Source organism: Nostoc sp. S13 (genome assembly GCF_029379315.1).
Lineage (GTDB): Bacteria > Cyanobacteriota > Cyanobacteriia > Cyanobacteriales > Nostocaceae > Nostoc.
The window spans coordinates 1-20,465 of record NZ_JAQYWQ010000027.1 but is presented as its reverse complement, the minus strand read 5'-3'; the positions used below and the strand labels follow the sequence as shown (position 1 = coordinate 20,465).

18 protein-coding genes are annotated in these 20,465 nt (G+C 43.1%); 14 read left to right on the top strand and 4 right to left on the bottom strand.

Annotated elements, in window-relative coordinates:
• Window positions 1-27: 27 nt before the first annotated feature.
• Window positions 28-1,194 (bottom strand): Re/Si-specific NAD(P)(+) transhydrogenase subunit alpha, encoded by a 1,167-nt coding sequence (locus PUQ00_RS11415; RefSeq protein WP_300416173.1) that lies wholly within the window; start codon window positions 1,192-1,194, stop codon window positions 28-30.
• Window positions 1,195-2,005: 811 nt separating this feature from the next.
• Between PUQ00_RS11415 and PUQ00_RS11410 the strand changes: the two genes are divergently transcribed.
• The 10 genes from PUQ00_RS11410 (at window position 2,006) to PUQ00_RS11365 (ending at window position 9,795) form a co-directional block, all read left to right on the top strand.
• A complete protein-coding gene (locus PUQ00_RS11410) occupies window positions 2,006-2,518 on the top strand; it encodes a DUF2808 domain-containing protein (RefSeq protein ID WP_300416171.1) in 513 nt (170 codons plus the stop codon).
• Between the two features lie 432 nt (window positions 2,519-2,950).
• Complete coding sequence (rpmH, locus tag PUQ00_RS11405) at window positions 2,951-3,085, top strand: 50S ribosomal protein L34 (protein WP_094327629.1); 135 nt, start codon at window positions 2,951-2,953, stop codon at window positions 3,083-3,085.
• Between the two features lie 25 nt (window positions 3,086-3,110).
• The gene (gene rnpA / locus PUQ00_RS11400; RefSeq protein WP_300416169.1) at window positions 3,111-3,533 is read left to right on the top strand and encodes a ribonuclease P protein component; all 423 of its coding nucleotides are present in this window, start codon (window positions 3,111-3,113) and stop codon (window positions 3,531-3,533) included.
• A complete protein-coding gene (locus PUQ00_RS11395; protein WP_300416168.1) occupies window positions 3,520-3,912 on the top strand; it encodes a PH domain-containing protein in 393 nt (130 codons plus the stop codon). The genes rnpA and PUQ00_RS11395 overlap by 14 nt, the downstream gene beginning before the upstream one ends.
• Before the next feature lie 250 nt (window positions 3,913-4,162).
• Window positions 4,163-5,314, top strand: a complete 1,152-nt coding sequence (yidC, locus tag PUQ00_RS11390; protein WP_300416166.1) for a membrane protein insertase YidC — start codon at window positions 4,163-4,165, stop codon at window positions 5,312-5,314.
• Window positions 5,311-5,838, top strand: a complete 528-nt coding sequence (locus PUQ00_RS11385) for a R3H domain-containing nucleic acid-binding protein (protein ID WP_300416164.1) — start codon at window positions 5,311-5,313, stop codon at window positions 5,836-5,838. The genes yidC and PUQ00_RS11385 overlap by 4 nt, the downstream gene beginning before the upstream one ends.
• A 202-nt stretch (window positions 5,839-6,040) precedes the next feature.
• The gene (locus tag PUQ00_RS11380) at window positions 6,041-6,559 is read left to right on the top strand and encodes a YceD family protein (RefSeq protein ID WP_300416162.1); all 519 of its coding nucleotides are present in this window, start codon (window positions 6,041-6,043) and stop codon (window positions 6,557-6,559) included.
• A gap of 427 nt (window positions 6,560-6,986) precedes the next feature.
• Window positions 6,987-7,478 carry a hypothetical protein gene (locus tag PUQ00_RS11375; RefSeq protein WP_300416160.1) on the top strand — a complete coding sequence of 164 codons (492 nt, stop codon included), beginning with the start codon at window positions 6,987-6,989 and terminating at the stop codon, window positions 7,476-7,478.
• Between the two features lie 189 nt (window positions 7,479-7,667).
• Window positions 7,668-9,179 carry an AAA family ATPase gene (locus tag PUQ00_RS11370; protein ID WP_300416158.1) on the top strand — a complete coding sequence of 504 codons (1,512 nt, stop codon included), beginning with the start codon at window positions 7,668-7,670 and terminating at the stop codon, window positions 9,177-9,179.
• 112 nt (window positions 9,180-9,291) lie between these two features.
• Complete coding sequence (locus PUQ00_RS11365; protein WP_300416156.1) at window positions 9,292-9,795, top strand: SH3 domain-containing protein; 504 nt, start codon at window positions 9,292-9,294, stop codon at window positions 9,793-9,795.
• A gap of 121 nt (window positions 9,796-9,916) precedes the next feature.
• Here the strand turns inward: PUQ00_RS11365 and PUQ00_RS11360 are convergent, their stop codons facing one another.
• On the bottom strand, window positions 9,917-10,834 hold the full coding sequence (locus PUQ00_RS11360) for an ATP-binding protein (RefSeq protein ID WP_300416154.1): 918 nt from the start codon (window positions 10,832-10,834) through the stop codon (window positions 9,917-9,919).
• A 3-nt stretch (window positions 10,835-10,837) separates the two neighbouring features.
• Window positions 10,838-11,665 carry an MHYT domain-containing protein gene (locus PUQ00_RS11355; protein ID WP_300416152.1) on the bottom strand — a complete coding sequence of 276 codons (828 nt, stop codon included), beginning with the start codon at window positions 11,663-11,665 and terminating at the stop codon, window positions 10,838-10,840.
• Between the two features lie 258 nt (window positions 11,666-11,923).
• Between PUQ00_RS11355 and PUQ00_RS11350 the strand changes: the two genes are divergently transcribed.
• Both PUQ00_RS11350 and PUQ00_RS11345 read left to right on the top strand, forming a co-directional pair.
• Window positions 11,924-13,372: a peptidoglycan-binding protein gene (locus PUQ00_RS11350; RefSeq protein WP_300416150.1), complete on the top strand. Its 1,449-nt coding sequence runs from the start codon at window positions 11,924-11,926 to the stop codon at window positions 13,370-13,372.
• A gap of 122 nt (window positions 13,373-13,494) precedes the next feature.
• A complete protein-coding gene (locus tag PUQ00_RS11345; protein WP_300416148.1) occupies window positions 13,495-14,403 on the top strand; it encodes a GTPase in 909 nt (302 codons plus the stop codon).
• Between the two features lie 24 nt (window positions 14,404-14,427).
• Here PUQ00_RS11345 and PUQ00_RS11340 read toward each other — a convergent pair whose 3' ends face one another.
• The gene (locus PUQ00_RS11340; protein ID WP_300416146.1) at window positions 14,428-17,454 is read right to left on the bottom strand and encodes an SMC family ATPase; all 3,027 of its coding nucleotides are present in this window, start codon (window positions 17,452-17,454) and stop codon (window positions 14,428-14,430) included.
• A gap of 1,055 nt (window positions 17,455-18,509) precedes the next feature.
• Here PUQ00_RS11340 and PUQ00_RS11335 point away from each other — a divergent pair.
• The gene (locus PUQ00_RS11335; RefSeq protein ID WP_300416144.1) at window positions 18,510-18,944 is read left to right on the top strand and encodes a hypothetical protein; all 435 of its coding nucleotides are present in this window, start codon (window positions 18,510-18,512) and stop codon (window positions 18,942-18,944) included.
• Between the two features lie 38 nt (window positions 18,945-18,982).
• On the top strand, window positions 18,983-20,465 hold a 1,483-nt coding region (locus tag PUQ00_RS11330), incomplete at its 3' end, for an NB-ARC domain-containing protein (RefSeq protein WP_300416142.1).

Genomic DNA, 20,465 nt, shown 5'->3' with positions numbered 1-20,465 from the left:
TCAAAACTCCTTATGGTAATTTGGCTACTAACTTGCTCCAACGCCGCTCAATGCTTGTAGGGCATCCCGCACTCGTTGATTGCGAATTTCACCAGCGTGGGTAACGCAAGCTGCATCAACGATGTCGTCGCTAAAATCAACCTGCAAAGCTTTGTCTTTAATCAGCAGTTGAATCAACGATGTTACGTTCTTGGCATACAATTGGCTGGCATGAATTGGCATCGATGATGGGAGATTGATTGGGCCGATAATTGTTACACCGTTCCACACAATATCTTTGCCGGGTTCGGTGCAGGCGCAGTTACCACCCTGGTCAGCAGCTAAATCCACAATCACTGAACCTGGTTTCATTTGTGCCACCATTTCTTCTGTAACAAGCCGTGGTGCTTGTCTGCCAGGAACTTGGGCGGTGGTAATAACAATATCAGAATTTTTGACGTGTTCGGCGACAACTTCTTGGGTACGTTGTTTGCTAGCCTCAGAAATTTCCTTGGCGTAACCACCTGCGGCGACGGTTTCTTCGTCTAATTTGACTTCAACGAATTTTGCCCCTAAGCTTTGCACTTCTTCTTTAACGGCGGGACGAATATCAAAGGCTTCTACTACTGCTCCCAAGCGTCTGGCGGTGGCGATCGCTTGCAATCCGGCTACACCAGCACCCATAATAAATACTTTGGCTGGAGCGATCGTGCCTGCGGCTGTGGTTAACATCGGGAAATATTTCGGTAATGCAGCTGCGGCAATTAATACTGCCTTGTAACCTGCTAATGAAGCTTGCGAGGACAAAGCATCCATACTTTGCGCCCTGGTAGTACGGGGAATCATTTCCATACTCAAGGCTGTGATTTTCCGATTTGCTAGTTGCTGTGCCACAACAGGATTTCCCAAGGGATTGAGAAAGCTGACTAAAACAGCCCCTTCCCGGAGTAATTCAATTTCTGAGCGTCCATCTTCTCGTTCTTGCGGTGGGCTAACTTTCAGCAGAATATCTGTTTCGCCCCATAATTTGGTAGTATCGCTGATTATTGTAGCCCCTGCTGCTTCATAGGCAGAATCGTTGAAAAAAGCTCGCTCTCCTGCACCTGTTTCTACCCAGACTTCCAAACCTTGTTTTACCAATCGGGCAACAGTGTCAGGAATTAATGCCACACGACGTTCACAAACTTCAATCTCTTTAGCAACTGCTATTCTCATGAAATCTCCTGAAGATAAATACTTAAATCTCTGCCAAGTAAGCGATTGTCCAAATCAGGGGTGTCCCGCAGTCATAGTATTTAGGCAGGAACATCAGCCATGAATTTTACTGGTAGATTGAACCTTGAATCTTTCCTCTCCCAATCTTAGCTCTCCAGGCAAAGCCTGACTTTCTTGTAAAGTTCTGAGCGGAGGTTGCCTCCGCTCAGAATTTCCGCTTTGCCGCTCGCAGAGGTCATATTTTCAGATAGTTGCAAACAGGGTCACGTATTGCACATCCTAAATTGATCATTCCCAAATTTTGCATTTTTATCTTCAGCTTGTTTTAGGGACTGAGAAATTTTGCTATTCCTTCCTTATAGAGTAATATTGATCAAATTTTGAAAGCTTTATAATTTCCCAATCAAATTTTAAGGATTACGACTTTGATTCAAACTTATTTTAATCAATTTAGCGCAAGTTAAGTGGCGATCGCTGATGATGCGGCTCAATTTTTATAACAAAATTCTCAAATTTAGATACACTTATACATATTTGGAAACACAATCTAATCCTAACTGTGTTTCTATCTAGTTCAAATTTGACCAAGTTAGTAATCAAATCAGGACTCTACAAGGGTAATGAAGTAATTTGATTATATGTTAACTTTACTACTAAGTAATTTTACTGTCGCCCAACTTCACAGAAGATGGCACTTTTTATTGCAATTTAACGTCCATTGTCAAGAAGTCAGTAGTAAAGTTTAGTAAAGAATACTAACACACAGTTATTTTAGATAACAGATTTACATTTTGGTAGAGGAAGCCCAATTATGCGACGTTTACTTTCTGCTTTAGCCGCGACTAGTTTTTTGCTTACTGGATTCCCAGCCCTGACTTGGGCGCAAAGCTTACCTGGATTGACGCTGTTTAGCGGTGTCAAAGGCGAAAATCAGTTGCCCTTTCGGTTAGATTTTGGTGGACAAGCTAATGGTTGGGATCGATACATATTGAGGATTCCAGCCAAAAGAATGAAATTAGCAGTTGGTCAATTTGCCATTACCTACCCTGATTATTACAAAGGAACTTTTGACCCGAAAAATATTGAAGTTCGAGTCAAAGGCAAAGCAGTTCCGCTTTCTGAGGTGAAGTGGGACAAAGAAGGTAAGCTGATTAATATTTTTCCCCAAGAGCCGGTGCCAGCAGGTAGCCCAGTTGAGCTAGTCTTATCTAACGTGAAAAACCCAGCCTTCGGCGGAGTTTATTATTTCAACTGTCAAGTACTCTCTCCTGGCGATGTACCACTACTGCGTTACGAGGGAACATGGATTATCAGCATCGATTAAGAGTGGGGAGTAAGAATTTTAGATTTTAGATTTTAGATTTTGGATTAAAGAATTGAAATTTAATTCAAAAAACGCTCGATAGCAAAGCGTTAGCGAGTCCCCTTCCCTTGCACGTCTGGTAGAGAGCGTCTGACTCGCTCTCCGTGGCGCTATCGTCAATCTCCTTCTCCCACTCAAGGGGAGACGCGCAAGGGACGGGTGACGCTCCTACGTCGCTACCGCTACGCTAACAGTAGTCGCTCATGGGGGAAACCACGCCAAATGCTTCTCCCAAGGGGAGACGCGCAAGGGACAAGTCGGCAAACCCGCCCAAGGCGCCTGGCTCACCGCGCTGCTTCACCAAAATTGAATTGCCCAATTCACAATTACCTAATAAAGTGATAAAATAGGAGATTGTGAGTTTTTATAAAAATCACCTAAGAGGAGAAATGTATGAAAAGAACACTGGGCGGGACTAGCCGTAAGAGAAAAAGAACCTCTGGTTTTCGCGCCAGAATGCGGACACCAGACGGCAGAAATGTGATTAGCGCTAGGAGAAGAAAGGGGCGTCACCGTCTGAGCGTTTAGGGCATACCAAGCTAAAAGAGCATCTGTGGCTTTGCCCAAAGCAAATCGGCTAAAATCCCGCAAGGATTTCCAGGCAGTTTTCCGGGAGGGAATTCGGCGTCATGGCTCTTATTTAACATTGAGAGCCTTAAAACCGTTATATTCAACAAAACCTTCTGTAGACACTGCCACCCAAACTACGCAAGCAACTGACTTAGCACATCTTGCCAGCACGCGCATTGGTATTTCCATAAGCACAAAAGTCAGCAAAAGGGCAGTGGTTCGCAACCGAATCAAACGGCAAATTACTGCTGCTTTACATAATTTGCTGCCAAAATTATCACCAGGATGGCGGCTAGTGGTCATTGTCAAACCCATAGCAGCAGAATCTAAGTGCGTAAGCCCACAATTTCTGCAAGAATTAGAGCAGTTGTTGGCACAAGCTGAGGTGTTCGATGGGAATTCGTGAAGACGTATATTATGAAGGTGGCCCCCATCGTGGGGATTTAATTATCAACCTGCTGATTGGGCTAACCATTGTCGGGATACCATTAACAGTCGGGGCAATCGTCAGGGCATTGTGGCTGCGTTTCCGGATCACCGATCGCCGAATTACTGTGATCGGAGGTTGGCAGGGGCGCGATCGCACTGACGTAATTTACTCAGAAATTGTCAAAATCGTCAAAGTTCCCCGTGGCATTGGCTTTTGGGGAGATATGGTGCTAACCCTAAAAAACGGCAGTCGCCTCGAATTGCGTGCAATTCCCAAATTTCGGGAAGTCTATGACTACATCAACGAAAGAATTGCTGCGAAAAATCCCGAATATAGCGCCGCCGCGAACAAGTGATCAGAGTAGGGAGTAGGGAGTAGGGAATAGGGAATAGGGAGTAGTGAATACAAAATTTACTCAGATAAAATCCCAAATCCAAATTAAAAACTTTTCACTTACCAAAAACTACATACCACTCCCCACTCCCAACTCCCCACTCCCCATTTTTGGAAATGTGCGGCTATCCGTAGCGAAAGATAGTCGCCGACAAATGATGATTTAGATAAATTAGATTCAGTTTACAGTACCTCAGGTTGAATTCAGAATAATGGATTTTGGTATCGGCTTTCTCTCGAACAACGTGATGCTGCCAATCATAGATTTTTTCTATGGTATAGTGCCTAGCTACGGATTAGCGATCGTTGCTTTGACACTGATAGTCCGCTTTGCGCTCTATCCCCTGAGTGCTGGCTCAATTCGCAATATGCGGAAAATGCGAATTGTACAACCTCTAATGCAAAAGCGGATGGCAGCTATCAAAGAGCGCTATAAGGATGATCCGCAAAAGCAGCAGGAGGAAATGGTCAATGTTCAAAAAGAATTTGGCAACCCTTTGGCAGGTTGTTTTCCATTACTAGTACAAATGCCAGTCTTGTTAGCGCTATTTGCTACTTTGCGGGGTTCGCCTTTTGCAGGTGCGAACTACAGCGTTAACCTGGAAATTTTTCCCGCAGAACAAATCGAACAAATTCAACCACAAGCCTTTGCCACAGCTCCTCAAAATATTTACGTTGCCGATGGCGAACACGTTAAAGTAGCTGCAATCCTTCCCAGTGGTAACAAACTAGCGGTAGGAGAACATACTAAGATACAATATCAGACCGTTGAGGGCAAACCATTTCAGGTACTCTTAGCAGAACACCCAGAAAATAAGCTGATTCCTGATTGGAAAGTCACCAAAGGGGAAGATCGGATCAAAATTGATGCCCAGGGCAATGTCCAAGCCTTGCAGCCCGGAGAAGTTAACATTCAAGGAACAATTCCTGGACTAGCAGCAGACAAAGGCTTTTTATTCATTGATGCCTTAGGCAGGGTTGGGGCAAATGATCCAGATGGCACAATCCACTGGGATATTGTCGCCATGATTGTCTTTTTTGGAATCAGCCTTTATGTTAGCCAAATGCTTTCTGGGCAAAATTCCAGTGGTGGCAATCCGCAGCAGGATACAGTTAACAAAATCACCCCAGTCATCTTTTCTGGGATGTTTTTGTTCTTCCCCTTACCAGCTGGGGTGCTGATGTATATGGTGATTGGTAATATTTTCCAAACCGCACAAACTTATCTTCTCTCACGCGAACCTCTATCAGAAGAACTGCAAAAAATCGTAGAAACCCAGGAGAAAGAAGCAGCAGTCACAGAACAAAAAGCATTGCCCTTTGAACCGAAAAGTTCTAAGAAAAAGGCAACAGGGGGATCATGAGTAACATTCCGATGCAGCGAGGTCAGCAGTGGTTAAAAACACTGCTGGAACTCACTGGGATACCTGCTGAGATTCAGGGTCATTTAGAAACTGCCCAATCTCAAGACGGCGATTCCCCAGAACCAGATAACTACTGGTTAACAATTGACCAAACCAACTTGACCTCAGAACATATCCAAGTATTAATTGGTGCCGATGGTTCTGTGCTAGATGCGATTCAGTATCTAGCAAATTCAGTTCTAAACCTTAGCCAACCCCCCGAAGAACAAGCCTCTTACACTATTGAGTTGAATGGCTACCGAGTCAAAAGAGAAGCCGAAATTCGCGCATTAGCAGAAGCAGCAGCCGATGAAGTGCGCTTTTCTGGTAGAGAAGTAGAAATCAAATCCCTCAGTTCTGCTGAACGGCGTCAAATCCATACCTTCTTGAAGGAATTTGGAGATTTGGAAACCTTTAGTCGCGGTAAAGAGCCGCATCGTCATCTGGTTGTCCGTCCGGCTTCGTTAGAAGGAGTTGGGAGTTAGAAGCCATTCAATTTTGGATTTTAGATTTTTTATTCAATCCAAAATTCAAAATCTAAAATTGGCAGAGTTAGGAGTTAATTGAAAACTCATAACCATATAGTTTCAAAATTTCTCTTGTTCGTAAGAGCTAAAATAAAGAGGTAGTATCAGTATAATTGCTGATAATCAAGGTAAATTTTAGTGAGAATGTCTCACGAATCCTATGGACGCAATTTATATTCCGCAGCTAACCCAAGCCCCGGAGCGGACAGAGGAAGTTCAGGTTAAGGAATTTCTGCCTGGTCTGGAAACGTTGACACCGATTCGCGGTCATGTGCGCGTGCAGCATCATGGCAATTACTTGGAAGTGTCTAGTCAGGCAGAAACAATTATTACTTGTACCTGTAACCGATGTTTGCAGCAATACAATCGACGTTTAGGGCTTGATACCAAGGAAATCATCTGGTTGGACGAAACTGCAAATCAGCTAAATGACTTGCCTTTAGAAAGGGAAGTGGTTCTGGAAGAATTGCTTGAAACTCTACCGCCCGATGGTTATTTTTATCCTAACGAATGGCTGTATGAGCAGATGTGCTTGGCAGTACCCCAGCGTCAACTGTGCGATCGCAATTGTCCAGGTATTCCTGTAAGTAGTACTGTTGATAGTTCTGATAGTTCTGAAACTCCAATTGATCACCGTTGGGCTTCTCTGGAAGCACTGAAAAAGCAACTTCCAGGGTAGTAATTTGGTAATTCCGTCAAACTTAAGTCTGCGCCTACACGAACTAAGCCTGTCTACACAGGCTTATTGTTTTATATTTTATTAAATACTTATATAGCAATCCTATTTGATTTGTGAGAATTGCAACCCGCAGATCCCCGACTTCGTAAAAGTGTCGGGGATCTTGTTTCTCACGAATGATTCAAGATTGCTATAGTACAAGCCAATAGTAATTAAATAGTTTTTAGATTGTTCAAAGGATGCTGACTGAGTTCTGTTGTAGGGAAAGTTTTTCTTAGGGTACATTTTGGTTGGGTTACGACTCATACGCCTATTCTTTCTGCAAACCTGCTATTCAAACCGCGATTCTTGATTTCCGGTAATTTGCTGAGGACGGCGCTTTTAAGCAGAGGTTAGGTTGAGTCAGAGCAATAGTTGGTATCGAAGTATGACTGAGCGCTTATTGATTGGAGTTTTGGGTCACACAAATGCTGGCAAGAGCGAGAGTTGGAACACACTGTTTGGAAGGACTGTCAAGACCGGCACACGCCAACGTCAATTGCTGTTGTCTGATACAGAGTCGGTGAATGTCTTCCTTATTAGTGGGTCGCCTGAAGAGCGGGAAACTTATGTCGGCAAGATTATCAACTCCGAAAGTCCACGTATTGTTCTTTGTTCAATGCAGTACAGAAGCGATGTTACACAAACAATTAACTACTTCGCAGAGCGAGAATATCATTTATTTATTCATTGGCTAAATCCAGGCTTTAGTGATGATGTCAAAAGCGAAGATTATCTCAACCTCATTCCACACTTCCACCAACTCGGTTATATCCTAAAAATTAAGGACGGCAAGGCAAATCCTACATCGCGTGTAAATGAAATCCGAGATTTTATACATGGGTGGGCTGGCGTAAGAGGTTTATTGAACGTACCCTAACCAATTTGCCCACTCTAGACTCAAAAAATTTCCTGAACGCAAAACTAGCGATCGCACACCTTTAAAAAATATCTCACATAGAGCGATCGCATTAGCAACCCCTATGAACTGGTAGATGTTGGTTTTTTAGTTGTTAGAGGCGATACAAAGAAAGAACAATGAGAGAATAACTAATAACCACAGCTATATATGAACTTTCGTGAAGAGTTTAAACTGCTGCTACGTGCCCGCTACCCCTTGATTTATATTCCCACCTATGAGGAGGAGCGGGTAGAAGCAGCGATCCGGGAAGAAGCAACCAACCAGGGTAATCGCCCAGTGTATACTTGGGATTTTGTCGATGGCTACCAGGGAAACCCCAATGATGCTGGGTTTGGGCGGCGTAATCCGTTGCAAGCTTTAGAATTTATCGAAAAATTACCGGCTTCCGCACCAGCAGTTTTGATTCTACGAGACTATCATCGCTTTTTAGATGATGTAGCGATCGCCCGCAAACTTCGCAATCTGTCCAGGCTTCTGAAGTCGCAACCAAAAAATATTGTCCTATTGTCGCCGCGTATCGCCATCCCTGACGACTTAAGCGAAGTGCTGACAGTTGTCGAGTTTCCCTTACCCGCCGCCCCAGAAATTAAAACTGAGGTAGAACGCTTACTGCAAAGCACTAGTAACTCCCTTTCTGGCAAAGTTTTAGATGACTTGGTGCGCTCTTGTCAAGGACTTTCGATGGAACGGATTCGCCGGGTTTTGGCAAAAGCGATCGCTACCCACGGTGAATTGCAACCAGAAGACGTGGATCTCGTTTTGGAAGAAAAGCGCCAAACTATCCGCCAAACCCAAATCCTGGACTTCTACCCCGCCACTGAGCAAATTTCTGATATTGGCGGACTCGATAACCTCAAAGACTGGCTGATTCGCCGGGGAGGCTCCTTTACTGATAAAGCGCGACAGTACGGATTACCGCACCCCCGTGGTTTAATGTTGGTGGGTATTCAGGGAACTGGTAAATCGTTAACGGCAAAAGCGATCGCTCATCACTGGCATTTACCCTTGCTACGTCTGGATGTGGGAAGGTTATTTGGTGGTTTGGTGGGTGAATCAGAATCTCGGACTCGCCAAATGATCCAAGTAGCTGAAGCTCTCGCTCCCTGTATTTTATGGATTGATGAAATAGATAAAGCCTTTGCTGGACTTGGTAGCAAAGGTGATGCCGGAACAGCCAGCCGTGTGTTTGGCACTTTTATTAACTGGCTAGCCGAAAAAAGCTCACCCGTGTTTGTCGTCGCCACCGCCAACGACATCCAAGCCTTACCGCCGGAAATGCTTCGCAAGGGGCGATTTGATGAAATTTTCTTTGTGGGTTTGCCCACCCAAGAAGAGAGAAAAGCAATTTATGATGTTCATTTATCCCGATTGCGCCTCCATAACTTGAAAAGTTATGACATCGACAGGCTAGCATACGAAACGCCCGATTTTTCTGGGGCAGAGATTGAGCAAACTTTAATTGAAGCGATGCATATTGGATTTAGCCAAAACCGCGACTTTGCTACCGACGATATTTTAGAAGCAGCCAGTCAGATCATCCCCTTGGCGCGAACTGCCGTAGAGCAAATTCAGCAACTTCAAGAATGGGCTGCTGCGGGGAGAGCGCGTTTAGCATCGAAACACAATCCTTTGAGTGATCGCCTCCGGCGGACTCCGTAAACGCATTCAGTGGCAGCTACAATAATGAGTTAGTCAATAATTACTAGTTAATAGTCAACAGTTAATCATGAATTACTATTGACTATTGACCACTAATGATCAAATTTTAACTATGTTGTCTGGCTTCACAAAGTTTATACTTGGGTTTTTCTTAGCGATCGCTGTGTTAATCGGTGGCGGTGTTGCGGTTGCACTCTATTTCATGAATCGTACTGGCATAGCCCCTGCCAAACCCATTTTTTCCAACGACAGTCCCTCGGTGAAAGCCCAAGCTCCAAAAACAACTCAGCCTGGAGGAGGTAAATCCGCTCTTAAACCTGGGACTCAAACTCAATCGTCTCCAACCTCCACTCCCACAGAATCACCAAAGGCTACCCCATCACCAAAACCATTACCATCGGGAGCTTACCGAGGGCGTGTTAGTTGGGCTCAAGGCTTGAGTTTGCGATCGCAACCAAATCAAGAAGCTGAACGTATTGGTGGGGTTGCTTTTAATCAAAAAATTATTGTTTTGTCAGAAAGCGACGATAAATCTTGGCAGAAAATCCGTTTGGAAGATAGCCAACAAGAAGGTTGGGTAAAAGCAGGTAATACTGAAAAAGTTGATAAACAATAGCCGAAAAAATCAGAGCAAATAGAAGAACCACAATATTTATCACAAACAGGAAGGCAAGACTAAAAATCAGATGTGTCTACTCAATCACTTCATCTGGATCTACTTGACATTGCTTTACCAGTTAACAGGAAGTATGTATCAATGTATCAATTGGAAGCTCAATTTGAAAAGTAGTTCCTTGCCCCTTGGCAGAAATACAGTTGAGCCTACCACCATGTGTTTGAACGACAATCTGATAGCTAATTGATAACCCTAATCCAGTTCCTTGTCCAACTGGTTTAGTTGTGAAAAAGGGATCATAGATTTTATTTTGCACCTCTTCCCTAATACCAGAACCATTATCGAAAATCTGAATGCTCACCCAACCGATTTGATGAACAGTTGTTCTAATCCGAATTAAAGGTGTAAAACTGGACTTTAATTTTAAGTCAATCAGCTTTTCTTCCAACACATCAATAGCATTTGCCAATATGTTGAAAAAAACTTGGTTTAACTGTCCGGGATAGCAATTGACTAGAGGTAAATTACCATATTCTTTAATTACACTAATTTCTGGTCGATTATTCTGTGCATAACTAATACGGTTCTGAAGAATAAGCAGTGTCGAATTAAGCCCTTCGTGGATGTCTACAGCCTTCAATTGTGCCTCGTCTAAACGAGAGAAGTTACGCAGGGATTCCACAATATTTTTAATACGTTTGGCTCCGGTTTGCATTGAGTCGAGTAGTTTAGGTAAATCTTCTCGCAAAAATACTAGCTCAATAGACTCTACTTTTGCTTGAACCGCAAGCACTGGTTTAGGATAATGTTGCTGATAGATGTTGATTAATTCTAAGAGTTGCCGCAGATAAGTTTCCGTATGAAACAGGTTTCCATAAATGAAGTTAGCAGGATTGTTAATCTCATGAGCAATTCCCGCTACCATTTGTCCCAAAGAGGACATTTTTTCTGCTTGAATAAATTGCAATTGAGTTTTCTGAAGTGCCAACATAGCTGTCTCTAATTCTTCAGATCGAGACTGAGCTAGAGCAGCTAGCACTTCTTAATTTTGTAAAGCTTGTTTAAGACATTCTTCCTTTTCTTTAAGATCAGCTGTTTTGACTAGTTGAACACTCAATTGCTCGTTGAAAAAAGATGTGAGCAGCGTCCATCCTAGAAGCAGTAATGTGAATAAGCCAATAATCGCAGCTATCCAATAAGTTGTGGCGGTATCAACTGCCGAAAACTCGACCGATTCGACAACTGAAAAATGAGTAGCCATCATGCCTGTGTAGTGCATTGAGGGAATGGCAGCACCCATGAGAATTGCACTGCCAATCCTCAAAAAGTGGCCTTTTACTGTACTATTAGCTCTGAGGTTAAACGCCAGCCAAAGCGCAATCAGTGAGATGAGAATAGCGATCGCAATGGAGAGTGCAACTACATTTAAGTCATAAGACATTTTGGCTGGTAAACGAATAGCAGCCATACCGATGTAGTGCATTGCACTAATCCCTGCGCCCATCAGCAGGCTACCACTCAACAACCGCAGAATACCAAATTCTGGCTGGCTAACTAGGTACAGGGCTAATCCAGAGGCGAAAATTGCAGGTAGCACCGAAATCAAAACTGTTAACCAGTCATAGTCAATCGGAATCGGCAGACTAAACGCCAGCATAGCAATAAAATGCATTGCCCAAATACCGATTCCCATAGCGTAGGCGTAGCCCGTCGTAGACATCGCTCCCCCTAGCAGCCACCTTTGCTGTGATTGATCGTTTGTGACTCTTCTAGCTAGATCAAGTGTGGTGTAAGCCGTAAGCATGGCGATCGCAACGGAAAATAAGACTAAGCGAATATCGTAGATACCGTGGAGCATGAGCTTGACCATTATCCGCGATTCAATGGAAGACTAGACCGACTATTTATCTGCATTGCTCATGCTATGAAACCCAGATGGGTGTAGCAAAAATTTTGTCAGGCAAATAGAAAACAAGCTTCCAAAGCTTTACATTGCTTATTATTCCCCCGACAAAAGCTTGTCTTTCATATCAGCTTCGGGAATTTTTTGTCAAGAATCATACTAGAAACAAATATAATACAGAGCAAATGGTATGATTTTGCATAGTCAATAACTTGAAAAAAGCAAGTGAAAACAGGGGTAGATAGCTATTTAACCAAGCTTGCCTCAGTCTACGAGGCATCCGAAAGCGTCAAGGTTGTTCCTACCGTAGCTAATTTCAAATTTTTGAATTGGAAAAAGTTATCTAGCGGTGTGGCAATGCCTCTTTTGTCTGTCGCAGTGACTATGGGGCTTGTAAGTATAACTGGCCAAGCTTTAGGACTTCAGAAAATAGGAAGTAATGGATCTGAAGTTACCAGTAGCCAGAGGTGTTTAAAAAAGTTAGGCTACTTTAACGGCCCGGTGAGTGGCAAGTTTGCCACCTTGACTCAAAATGCTGTGATCAAATTCCAGCAAGCCAATAGAATACCTGCTGATGGCGTTGTGGGTGCTAGTACTCAACGAGCCTTGCAAGGAGCATGTCAGAGTAGAACTTTTAGTAGGAATACCAGTGGCGCATTGCCTAGGCGCAGCCTGCCGCAAGCATCGCCAAGTGCTCAATATCCTGTTCTCTCTCAAGGTAAAACTGGTGCAAGCGTGACCAGGTTGCAACAACGTCTACGACAGTTAGGCTACTTTAATACTACTCCCACTGGAAATTTTGGACAAGTTACAAAAGATGCTGTAATTGCATTCCAGCGAAATTATCGCATACCTGCTAACGGCATTGTGAATCGACAAACTTGGAACAAACTACTGGGTTTCTCTCCGACTCCAGCCAGAACAAGTCTGTCTACTCAACAAGTGAGAGAATTACAAGTGCGTTTGCGGCAGCTAGGTTATTTTAAGACTAATCCCACTGGGAAGATTGGCCCAATAACCAGAGAAGCTGTGATCCAATTTCAGCGAAATTATCGCTTACCTGTTAATGGCATCGCCAATGCCCAAGCCTTGGAGTCAGTGCGTAGAGCCTCCACGGTTGGATATACTACTCAACAACCAGGCAGAAATTATCTGACTGTAGGCGATCAGGGAGAAAATGTCAGATTAGTTCAAGAGCGTTTGTCGCAGATGGGCTTCTCTAATACCAATCCTGATGGCTTTTTCAACGATTACACCAGACAATCTGTGATTGCATTCCAGCAATCTTCTCGACTTAATTCTACTGGAAATGTAGATTGGCAAACTTGGCAAGCATTAGGGTTGAATAGCTCGAATCTAGCCAATTCTGCTGAGACTAATGATTATGTATTAACTGAGACTAGTCGCGATGTATTACCTCCGACTAATGACTATGTAATGCCTGTTACCAATGGCAACACATTAGTTGCTAATAATCCCTACAGAGTAATAGTACCAATTTCCAATAATGATACTTTGAGTAAAGTGCAACAGTATCTACCTAATGCTGTCACGGAGCAATCTAATCTAGGGGATTATGTGAATGCTGGGGCATTTAGCGATCGCGCCCAAGCAGAAACGCTATCGAAAAAGCTTCGCTCATTAGGTCTTGATGCACGGGTAAAATACAATTGAAGAAAAATACGACTTCATAATTCAGAACAAGAAGCTGCCTATATTATGCTAGAGGTAATTAAAATGAGATAGATTTCGGGAACACTATAATCTAACGCTTCTTTAGAATAGTGTACTTAGTTATGAATATTCAGGCAGACATATTAGAACGCTTAAGTCAGTTTAGCCAACTACCGCAAGAAAAGGCAGAACAACTTAGACACTGGCTTTCTCAAACACTCAGTTATGAGCCAAAAGTTGGTATTCTCGGCAAGACAGGTGTAGGAAAGTCAAGCCTCTGTAACGCTCTTTTTGGAAAAGATGTTGCGCCTGTCAGTGATATTGAGAGTTGTACACGAGAGCTTCAGGAAATTTCTGTAAGAGTAGGTTCAGGGAATATCAAACTAGTTGATTTGCCTGGTATCGGTGAAAGTCGAGAAAGGGATCGAGAATACAAAGACTTATACTCTAAACATTTACCAGAATTTGATTTAGTTCTATGGGTTCTCAAAGCAGACGATAAAGCCTTTAGCTCTGATGAAGAATTTTATCACAACATCGTTAAGCCTCATTTGGAACAAGGTAAGCCTTTTATCATTGTGCTGAATCAGGTTGATAAAGTTGAACCCTTTAGAGAGTGGGACATAGCCAATCATGTTCCTGGGCATCAGCAGCAAAAAAACATTGATGCTAAAAGTAAGAGCGTTGCTAAAAAGTTCGGTATTGATAGTACAGCCGTTATTCCTGTATGTGCTAATGAAAACTATAACTTGATAACGCTTGTGGAAACAATTACCTATGCACTTCCAAAGGATAAAAAGGTAACTTTTGTGAATGCTCTGAAAGAGGAAAATCGTTCAGAGGAGGCTAAGAATGAAGCGAGGCGGGGTTTTTTCGAGGCACTCGGAGAAAAAATTGGAGGTACTATACTAGGAGAATTAGGAAAAGAGATTGGAAAAACTTTAGGTCAAGAAACTGATAAAACTAGTGTTGGTAAAGTAGTCAATTACATTGCCGATAACATTGTTAAAAGATTTTTTAGTTGGTGGTAATCCTGACTCCTGAATTCTGTTTTGTTAAATTGATAAACTCAACTGCGAACCTTCCTGAGTTTTATTGACCTCAATCCTGGCTTGGAAAGCTTCTTTGAGGTGGGGCATATGGGTAACGGTGAGAATGCAGGCAAAATCGGAGGAGATCGCATTAATCGCGGCAATTAAGCGATCGCATCCTTCCGCATCCTGTGTACCAAAACCCTCATCCACAATTAATAATTGCAACGCCGCCCCCGCCCGTTGCGCTAATAATTTTGCCAAAGCCAAACGGATGGCAAAGTTAATTCTAAAAGCTTCTCCACCAGAGTAAGTTTCATAAGCTCGTGTTCCTCTAGAATCGGCGATTAAAATATCTAGGGTGTCTATCAGCTTGGCATTTTTCTTGGTTGATTTAGCACTACGTCCAGCTTTTTGAGTAATAAATTGTACATGAAACTGATTCCCACTCAGCCGCGAAAGTAGCTGATTTGTCTCGGCTTCCAGTTGGGGTAACACATTCTCAATCATCAGTGCTTGGATACCATTTTTACCAAAAGCTTGCGCTAATTCCTGATATACACGATATTCTTGCTTGCAAGATTGTAGTTGCTGCTGCTGTTGTTCATACTGAATTTGCAGCGTTTCCAGTTGATGCGCCAGCTGTTCTAAACGTCCCAACTTGGTTATTTGCTCATCGAGTTGCCGTCTGCGTATTGCTAACTGCTGCTCTAGAACTTGAATTTGGACAGATGGGTTAGCTGTTGCTTGTAATTGCTGGATAATGCTTTCGATTTGTCCACCGAGTTTTTGCCGCTCAGTTAATCTGGCGCTTCTGGAGTCCTGTAACTCTTGCAATCTCGTCTGGAGTTGCGGATACTGCTGCTGGGCTGATAGCAGTTGTTGATACCGCAAATGCCAAGATTGAGCTTGGCGGACAGCCATACGCAGATTGTTGTGTTGCTCAGAACTGTAGCCAATTTCGGCAATGTGACGCTCAAGAGCCGCAATTTGTTTAGCACATTCCGAATCAGTCTGATCCTGCTGGATTCTGGCTTGTAATTGAGCAATTTGGGACTGAAGTTCTGGTTTTCGGGCTAATAGTTGCGCTTGTCGCTTAGTCGCATCTTTAATTTGTCCCTGTTTAATTTCTGCCCATCGCCACCGCTCAACTTCGCTCCGGGCGAGGGCGTGGTCTTGTTCATTATAATTAACTTGTTGCAGATATTGGTCTAGTTGCCGGAGTTCGGCTTGTTTATCGGGAGCGTAATCACCACCTTGAAGCGATCGCTCTAAATGCTGTTTTTCGGCAGCAATTTGTTGTAACTGTTCTTGGACATCAGTTGTAGCTTCTAACTGTGCTGCCAACTGTCCCCGTTGTTCGCGTAAACCATCATAACTCGCCAACTGTTGGGAAATTTCCCGATATTCCTGCCTAAGTACCTGAATTTCTCTATCTGACACAGCCATTTGTTCCCGGACTACCCAAAACTGCCCTTGAGTATCTTCTAACTCAGCCTGGGTTTTTTCCACCACCCGACTCCAGTGATGTTCATCCAGTGGACGCTCACATAATGGACAAAGAGCATTAGGATTTTGGAGCATTTGCAATTTTTGCTCTAATTCTCCCAGCAGTTTTTCATAATCCCGTTGGTGAGCTTGCAGACGTTCAATAAAGTGCCGCCTTTCTTGCCCTTTTTCTTGGACTCGTTGTAGATAAACCCGCTTTTTCTCCAGTTCCTCAATCTGGATTGCTACATCCATCACCGCTTGTTGCAGTTGCGGTTGTCGTCGCTGCTGGCGTTGCAATTGGTTCTCAGTACTTTGGAGTTGTTCGAGTCGCGCTACTAAACCAGCATGAGTGCGATCGAGTTGGCTTTGTAAAGTTGCTCGTTGTTGCAACAAGGGAGTAACTTGCATTTGCAGTTGATCTAAGCGAGCAACATGGTGACGTGCTGCGCCCAGTTGTGACAAAGCCGCTTCGACTTCACCTGATTTAGTCAGAGTTTGCTGAATGTCTCGCTCTTGTTGCTGCAAAGCTTCAATTTGGGCTTGGGCTTGTTGCAGTTGCCGTTCGATTTCGTGAATTTGTTTGGTAAGCTGTTGTTGCTTTTGTTGGCGAGTCTGCCCAGCGCGGGTATATTCTTCAAATTTGGCAGCAAAGGCTTCTTCTTGAGATTGTAGATTTTGATATTGGGCGTATCCAGCTTTAATCTCAGCTTCTTGGTATAATATTTTTTCTAAATCCGATCGCTGAGAGCCAATAGCTGATTGTTCTTGTTGCAGGCGATCGCAATCTTGGGTAAGATTTTGGTATTGCTGCTTCACAAAGCTGAGTTGTTGTTCCCAATTTTGGCGCTGGTGCTGGACAACTTGCAAACTTTGTAATTGTATATTATCAAAAGCTTGCACCTGTTGCAGTTGGTTGAGTTGGGCTTCTAACTCGACTCTTTGCGCTTCGGTTGTCTGGCGTTGTTGCAGCTGAATTTTTATCGACTCTAAAGAACGCTCTAACTCTAGCGCCTGTGCTTTGAATTGACGAGAAGATTCCTTGGCTCGTTCTTCCAAATCATCATACTGATTGAGTTTCAACAACTCCGCTAAAATTTCTTTGCGTTCCGTGGGGCGTTTGAGCATGAACTCATCGGCACGACCTTGACGTAAGTAGGCAGAATTAATAAATGTATCATAATCCAGCTTGATATGTTCTAGAATTAAATCCTGGGTTACTCTTACCCCTTTGCCAGTGAGTGAGCGAAACCCAGATGGTATTTCTATTTGAAATTCCAGGACGCTAGTACCTCCCCGAATTCGAGTACGAATCACCCGATATTTTTGCTGATTACTTTGGAAAGTAAAATCAACCCGAACTTCTTTGGCACCAGAATAGATCACATCATCTTCAACAGTGGCGCGGCTTTCACCCCAAATTGCCCAAGTGATTGCTTCCAGAAGTGAAGATTTACCCGCACCATTGGAACCGCAAATACAAGCCGTATGCAAACCGCGAAAATCTAAAGTTGCATCACGGTAACTAAGAAAGTTTTTGAGAACAAGTTGTACTGGGATCATTAAGACTATAGCGCCACATCTACTTTTAATAATTAAGAGTACAGATGCACTGTTTGTTAGTTTAGCTATCTAAATATCAGGTTTCTAGTTTTGAAGACATCAAATTTACAAAAATTAACAATAGAATGAGTAAATTTCTCTTGTTGCGTGAAGAAGTTTTGCTGTGTTTGGAGAAAAATTAAACTTCTGTGGAGGTTTCTTGTTATTTCTGCCTGTTATCTGAGAGAAAAACATTCATAGAAGAGTGGCAATACTGCGTAGGTTTTGCCTAAAGAATCACTCTGGTGTAGGTTGGGTTGAGGAAAGCAAGGGGGCAGTTCGGGAAGAGAAGCAGGGAGGGAGAAAAAAGCTTAACTGAACTGGCAAGCAGGGGAAGCTGGCGTTGCAGGGGAAGCAGGGGAGCAAGAAAAATGATTTGTATCAATAATTTCGTTCGTGAAACGGTATTACCAAGGGGGAACTACAGGGGGGTTAAAACGATCTCAAATTCTCACGAATGATTTAGGACTGCTATAGCAATCCTATCTGATTTGTGAAAATTCGCAGTGTCCAGATCCCCGACTTCTTTAAGAAGTCGGGGATCTAACTTTTCAGGAATGATTTAGGACTGCTATATAAGCAACAGATACCTCGAAGTCGTGTTGAGGTACTTAAAAATCGTGTTGAGGTACTCCAAAATCATGTTGAAGTACTTAAAAATCGTGTTGAGGTACTCCAAAATCATGTTGAAGTACTCCAAAATCGTGTTGAAGTACTCCGAAATCGTGTTGAGGTACTCCAAAATCGTGTTGAAGTACTCCGAAGTCGTGTTGAGGTACTCCAAAATCGTGTTGGAGTACTTCAAACTTTGTCCCACCGTGATCAAGTACACAGATGCGTAGGCGTAGCCTACACTTGCTTTTAAAACAGTCGCGACAAATCTTCTTAACTGAGCAGTATTGAGATGATTGGGCTAAATTTCGCGTCAAGGTAAAAGAATCAAGGTGATAGGGGAAAAAGCGTTAATATACTTAGTAAAAATGTATGTACATTTCTGATATAGATATCATAAACCAATGGATATAGCTCTACTCGTTAAATTTCTTGCTCCCTATCTGCCATTTCTGTTAAATGTGGGTAACAAAGCCGTAGAAGGGGCATCTAAAAAAGTAGGTGAAGATGTTTGGATTAAAGCCAAAGCTATTTGGGATAAGTTACATCCCAAAGTAGAGGCGAAAGAAGCAGCGAAAGAAGCAGCAACGGATGTGGCGCAAAAGCCAGAGGATGAAGATTTACAAGCAAGTTTGCGAGTGCAACTCAAGAAGATTTTAGAAGCGGATACAGCACTTGCAGAGGAAATAGCTAAGATTTGGGAAGAAACAACTACAAGTTCAAATAATAGCGCTTCTAATGTCAATGCTCAGTCTTATGATGACAGTACACAAATAAATACAGCAGGTAACGTTAATAACCCAACCTATGACTTTAGGAGATACGATAACCCAAAGTAACCAATATTGCTGTTTTTGGTGCTGAACAGCAAGAAATATTGGAGTGGCTAGAACGCAGTACGAAAGTAGAATCGCCAGGGGTTCTCAAAGCAGGGAACCCTAACAAAAGTTTGGCTTACTGGCAGGGACGGAAAACAGAAATTGCCCAGATACAGCAATGGTTAACTGATAAAAATACTTTTCTAATTGGCATAGAAGGCATCGGTGGCACAGGTAAATCGATGCTGGCTACGAAAATTTATGATGAAATTGCCGGTTTCCCCAAGCGATTTTGGGCAGATGTTAGTTATGGGGCAGGTTTTAGCGATTTAGCCCGCCAAGTCCTCAGTGAGTTTGGCTTTCCCGTTCCAGAACAAGAAGCGCAGTTAGTAGAGGCGCTAGTTGGGTGTTTACGTTCTGGGCAATTTTTACTCATCATTGACAACCTGGAGAGTTTATTACAACCTGATAGACAATGGGGAAGTCTATTTTACGGCGACTTTTTCCAAGCATGGGTGGAACATGGCGGTAATAGTAAGGTAATAGTCACCACCAGGGAAAGACCAGAATTAAAAGGCTTTGAGTGGCTAACCCTGAAAGGTTTGCAAGTAGATGAAGGGGTAGCACTGTTAACTGCATTAGGCATTCGGGGAGATTTAACGCAGTTTGTGGAATCAGTAGATGGGCATCCTCTACTGTTGAGATTGGTAGCAGACTTATTAAAGGAAGAATATTCACAAGATCCGGATTTAAGCAGATTAGCAGATTTAGGTTTAGGGAATTTGCGGCAGTTGTTGACAGATCCCCAAGTGGTAGGTGTGCATCGCCGGGAAAATGTGGGGATGGTGTTGGTGTTGGATGCCAGTTTTAATCGGTTGAATGAGTTACAAAAGGCGTTATTGCTGAATATTAGTGTTTATCGTGGTGCGGTTGACAGTGCAGCAGCAGTGGCTATGTTGCCGGGAAGTTCAGCACCAGAGATTGAGGAAGAATTGAGGAATCTGGTTAAGCGTTCTTTGTTGGTAGACAAACTCAATAGTAAGCGGCGATTTGATTTTCAGCCCGTGATTTTGGAGTATGTGCGGTATCAGGCTGGCGATCAGAGTGAGGCGCATCAAAAAGCCATAGATTATTATCGCTCAATTGCTAAACAACCGCCTTGGAAAACAAAAGATGATGTTAAAGAATACTTGGAAATCTTTGATCACTTTTATCAGTTGCAAGATTATAACTCTGCCTTTGATAGTATTTGGATTTGCAATGATTTTTTAACCTTGCGAGGTTATTATGCAGACGAAGTAGAATTATATGGGCAATTGGTAAGTAAATGGGAAGAAATTGGCGCTAGAGAAAACTGGAATTATCAGGCTGCTCTCATTTCATTAGGCAATGCTTACAAGTCCCTGGGACAGTGCCAACGGGCGATTGAGTTCTTGCAGCAGTCTTTGGAAATATCTAGGCAGATAGGCGATTCTCCAGAGGAGAGACTTCGCCAACGCAATGGCGAAGGTGCTTCCTTAATCGGTTTGGGCAATGCTTACA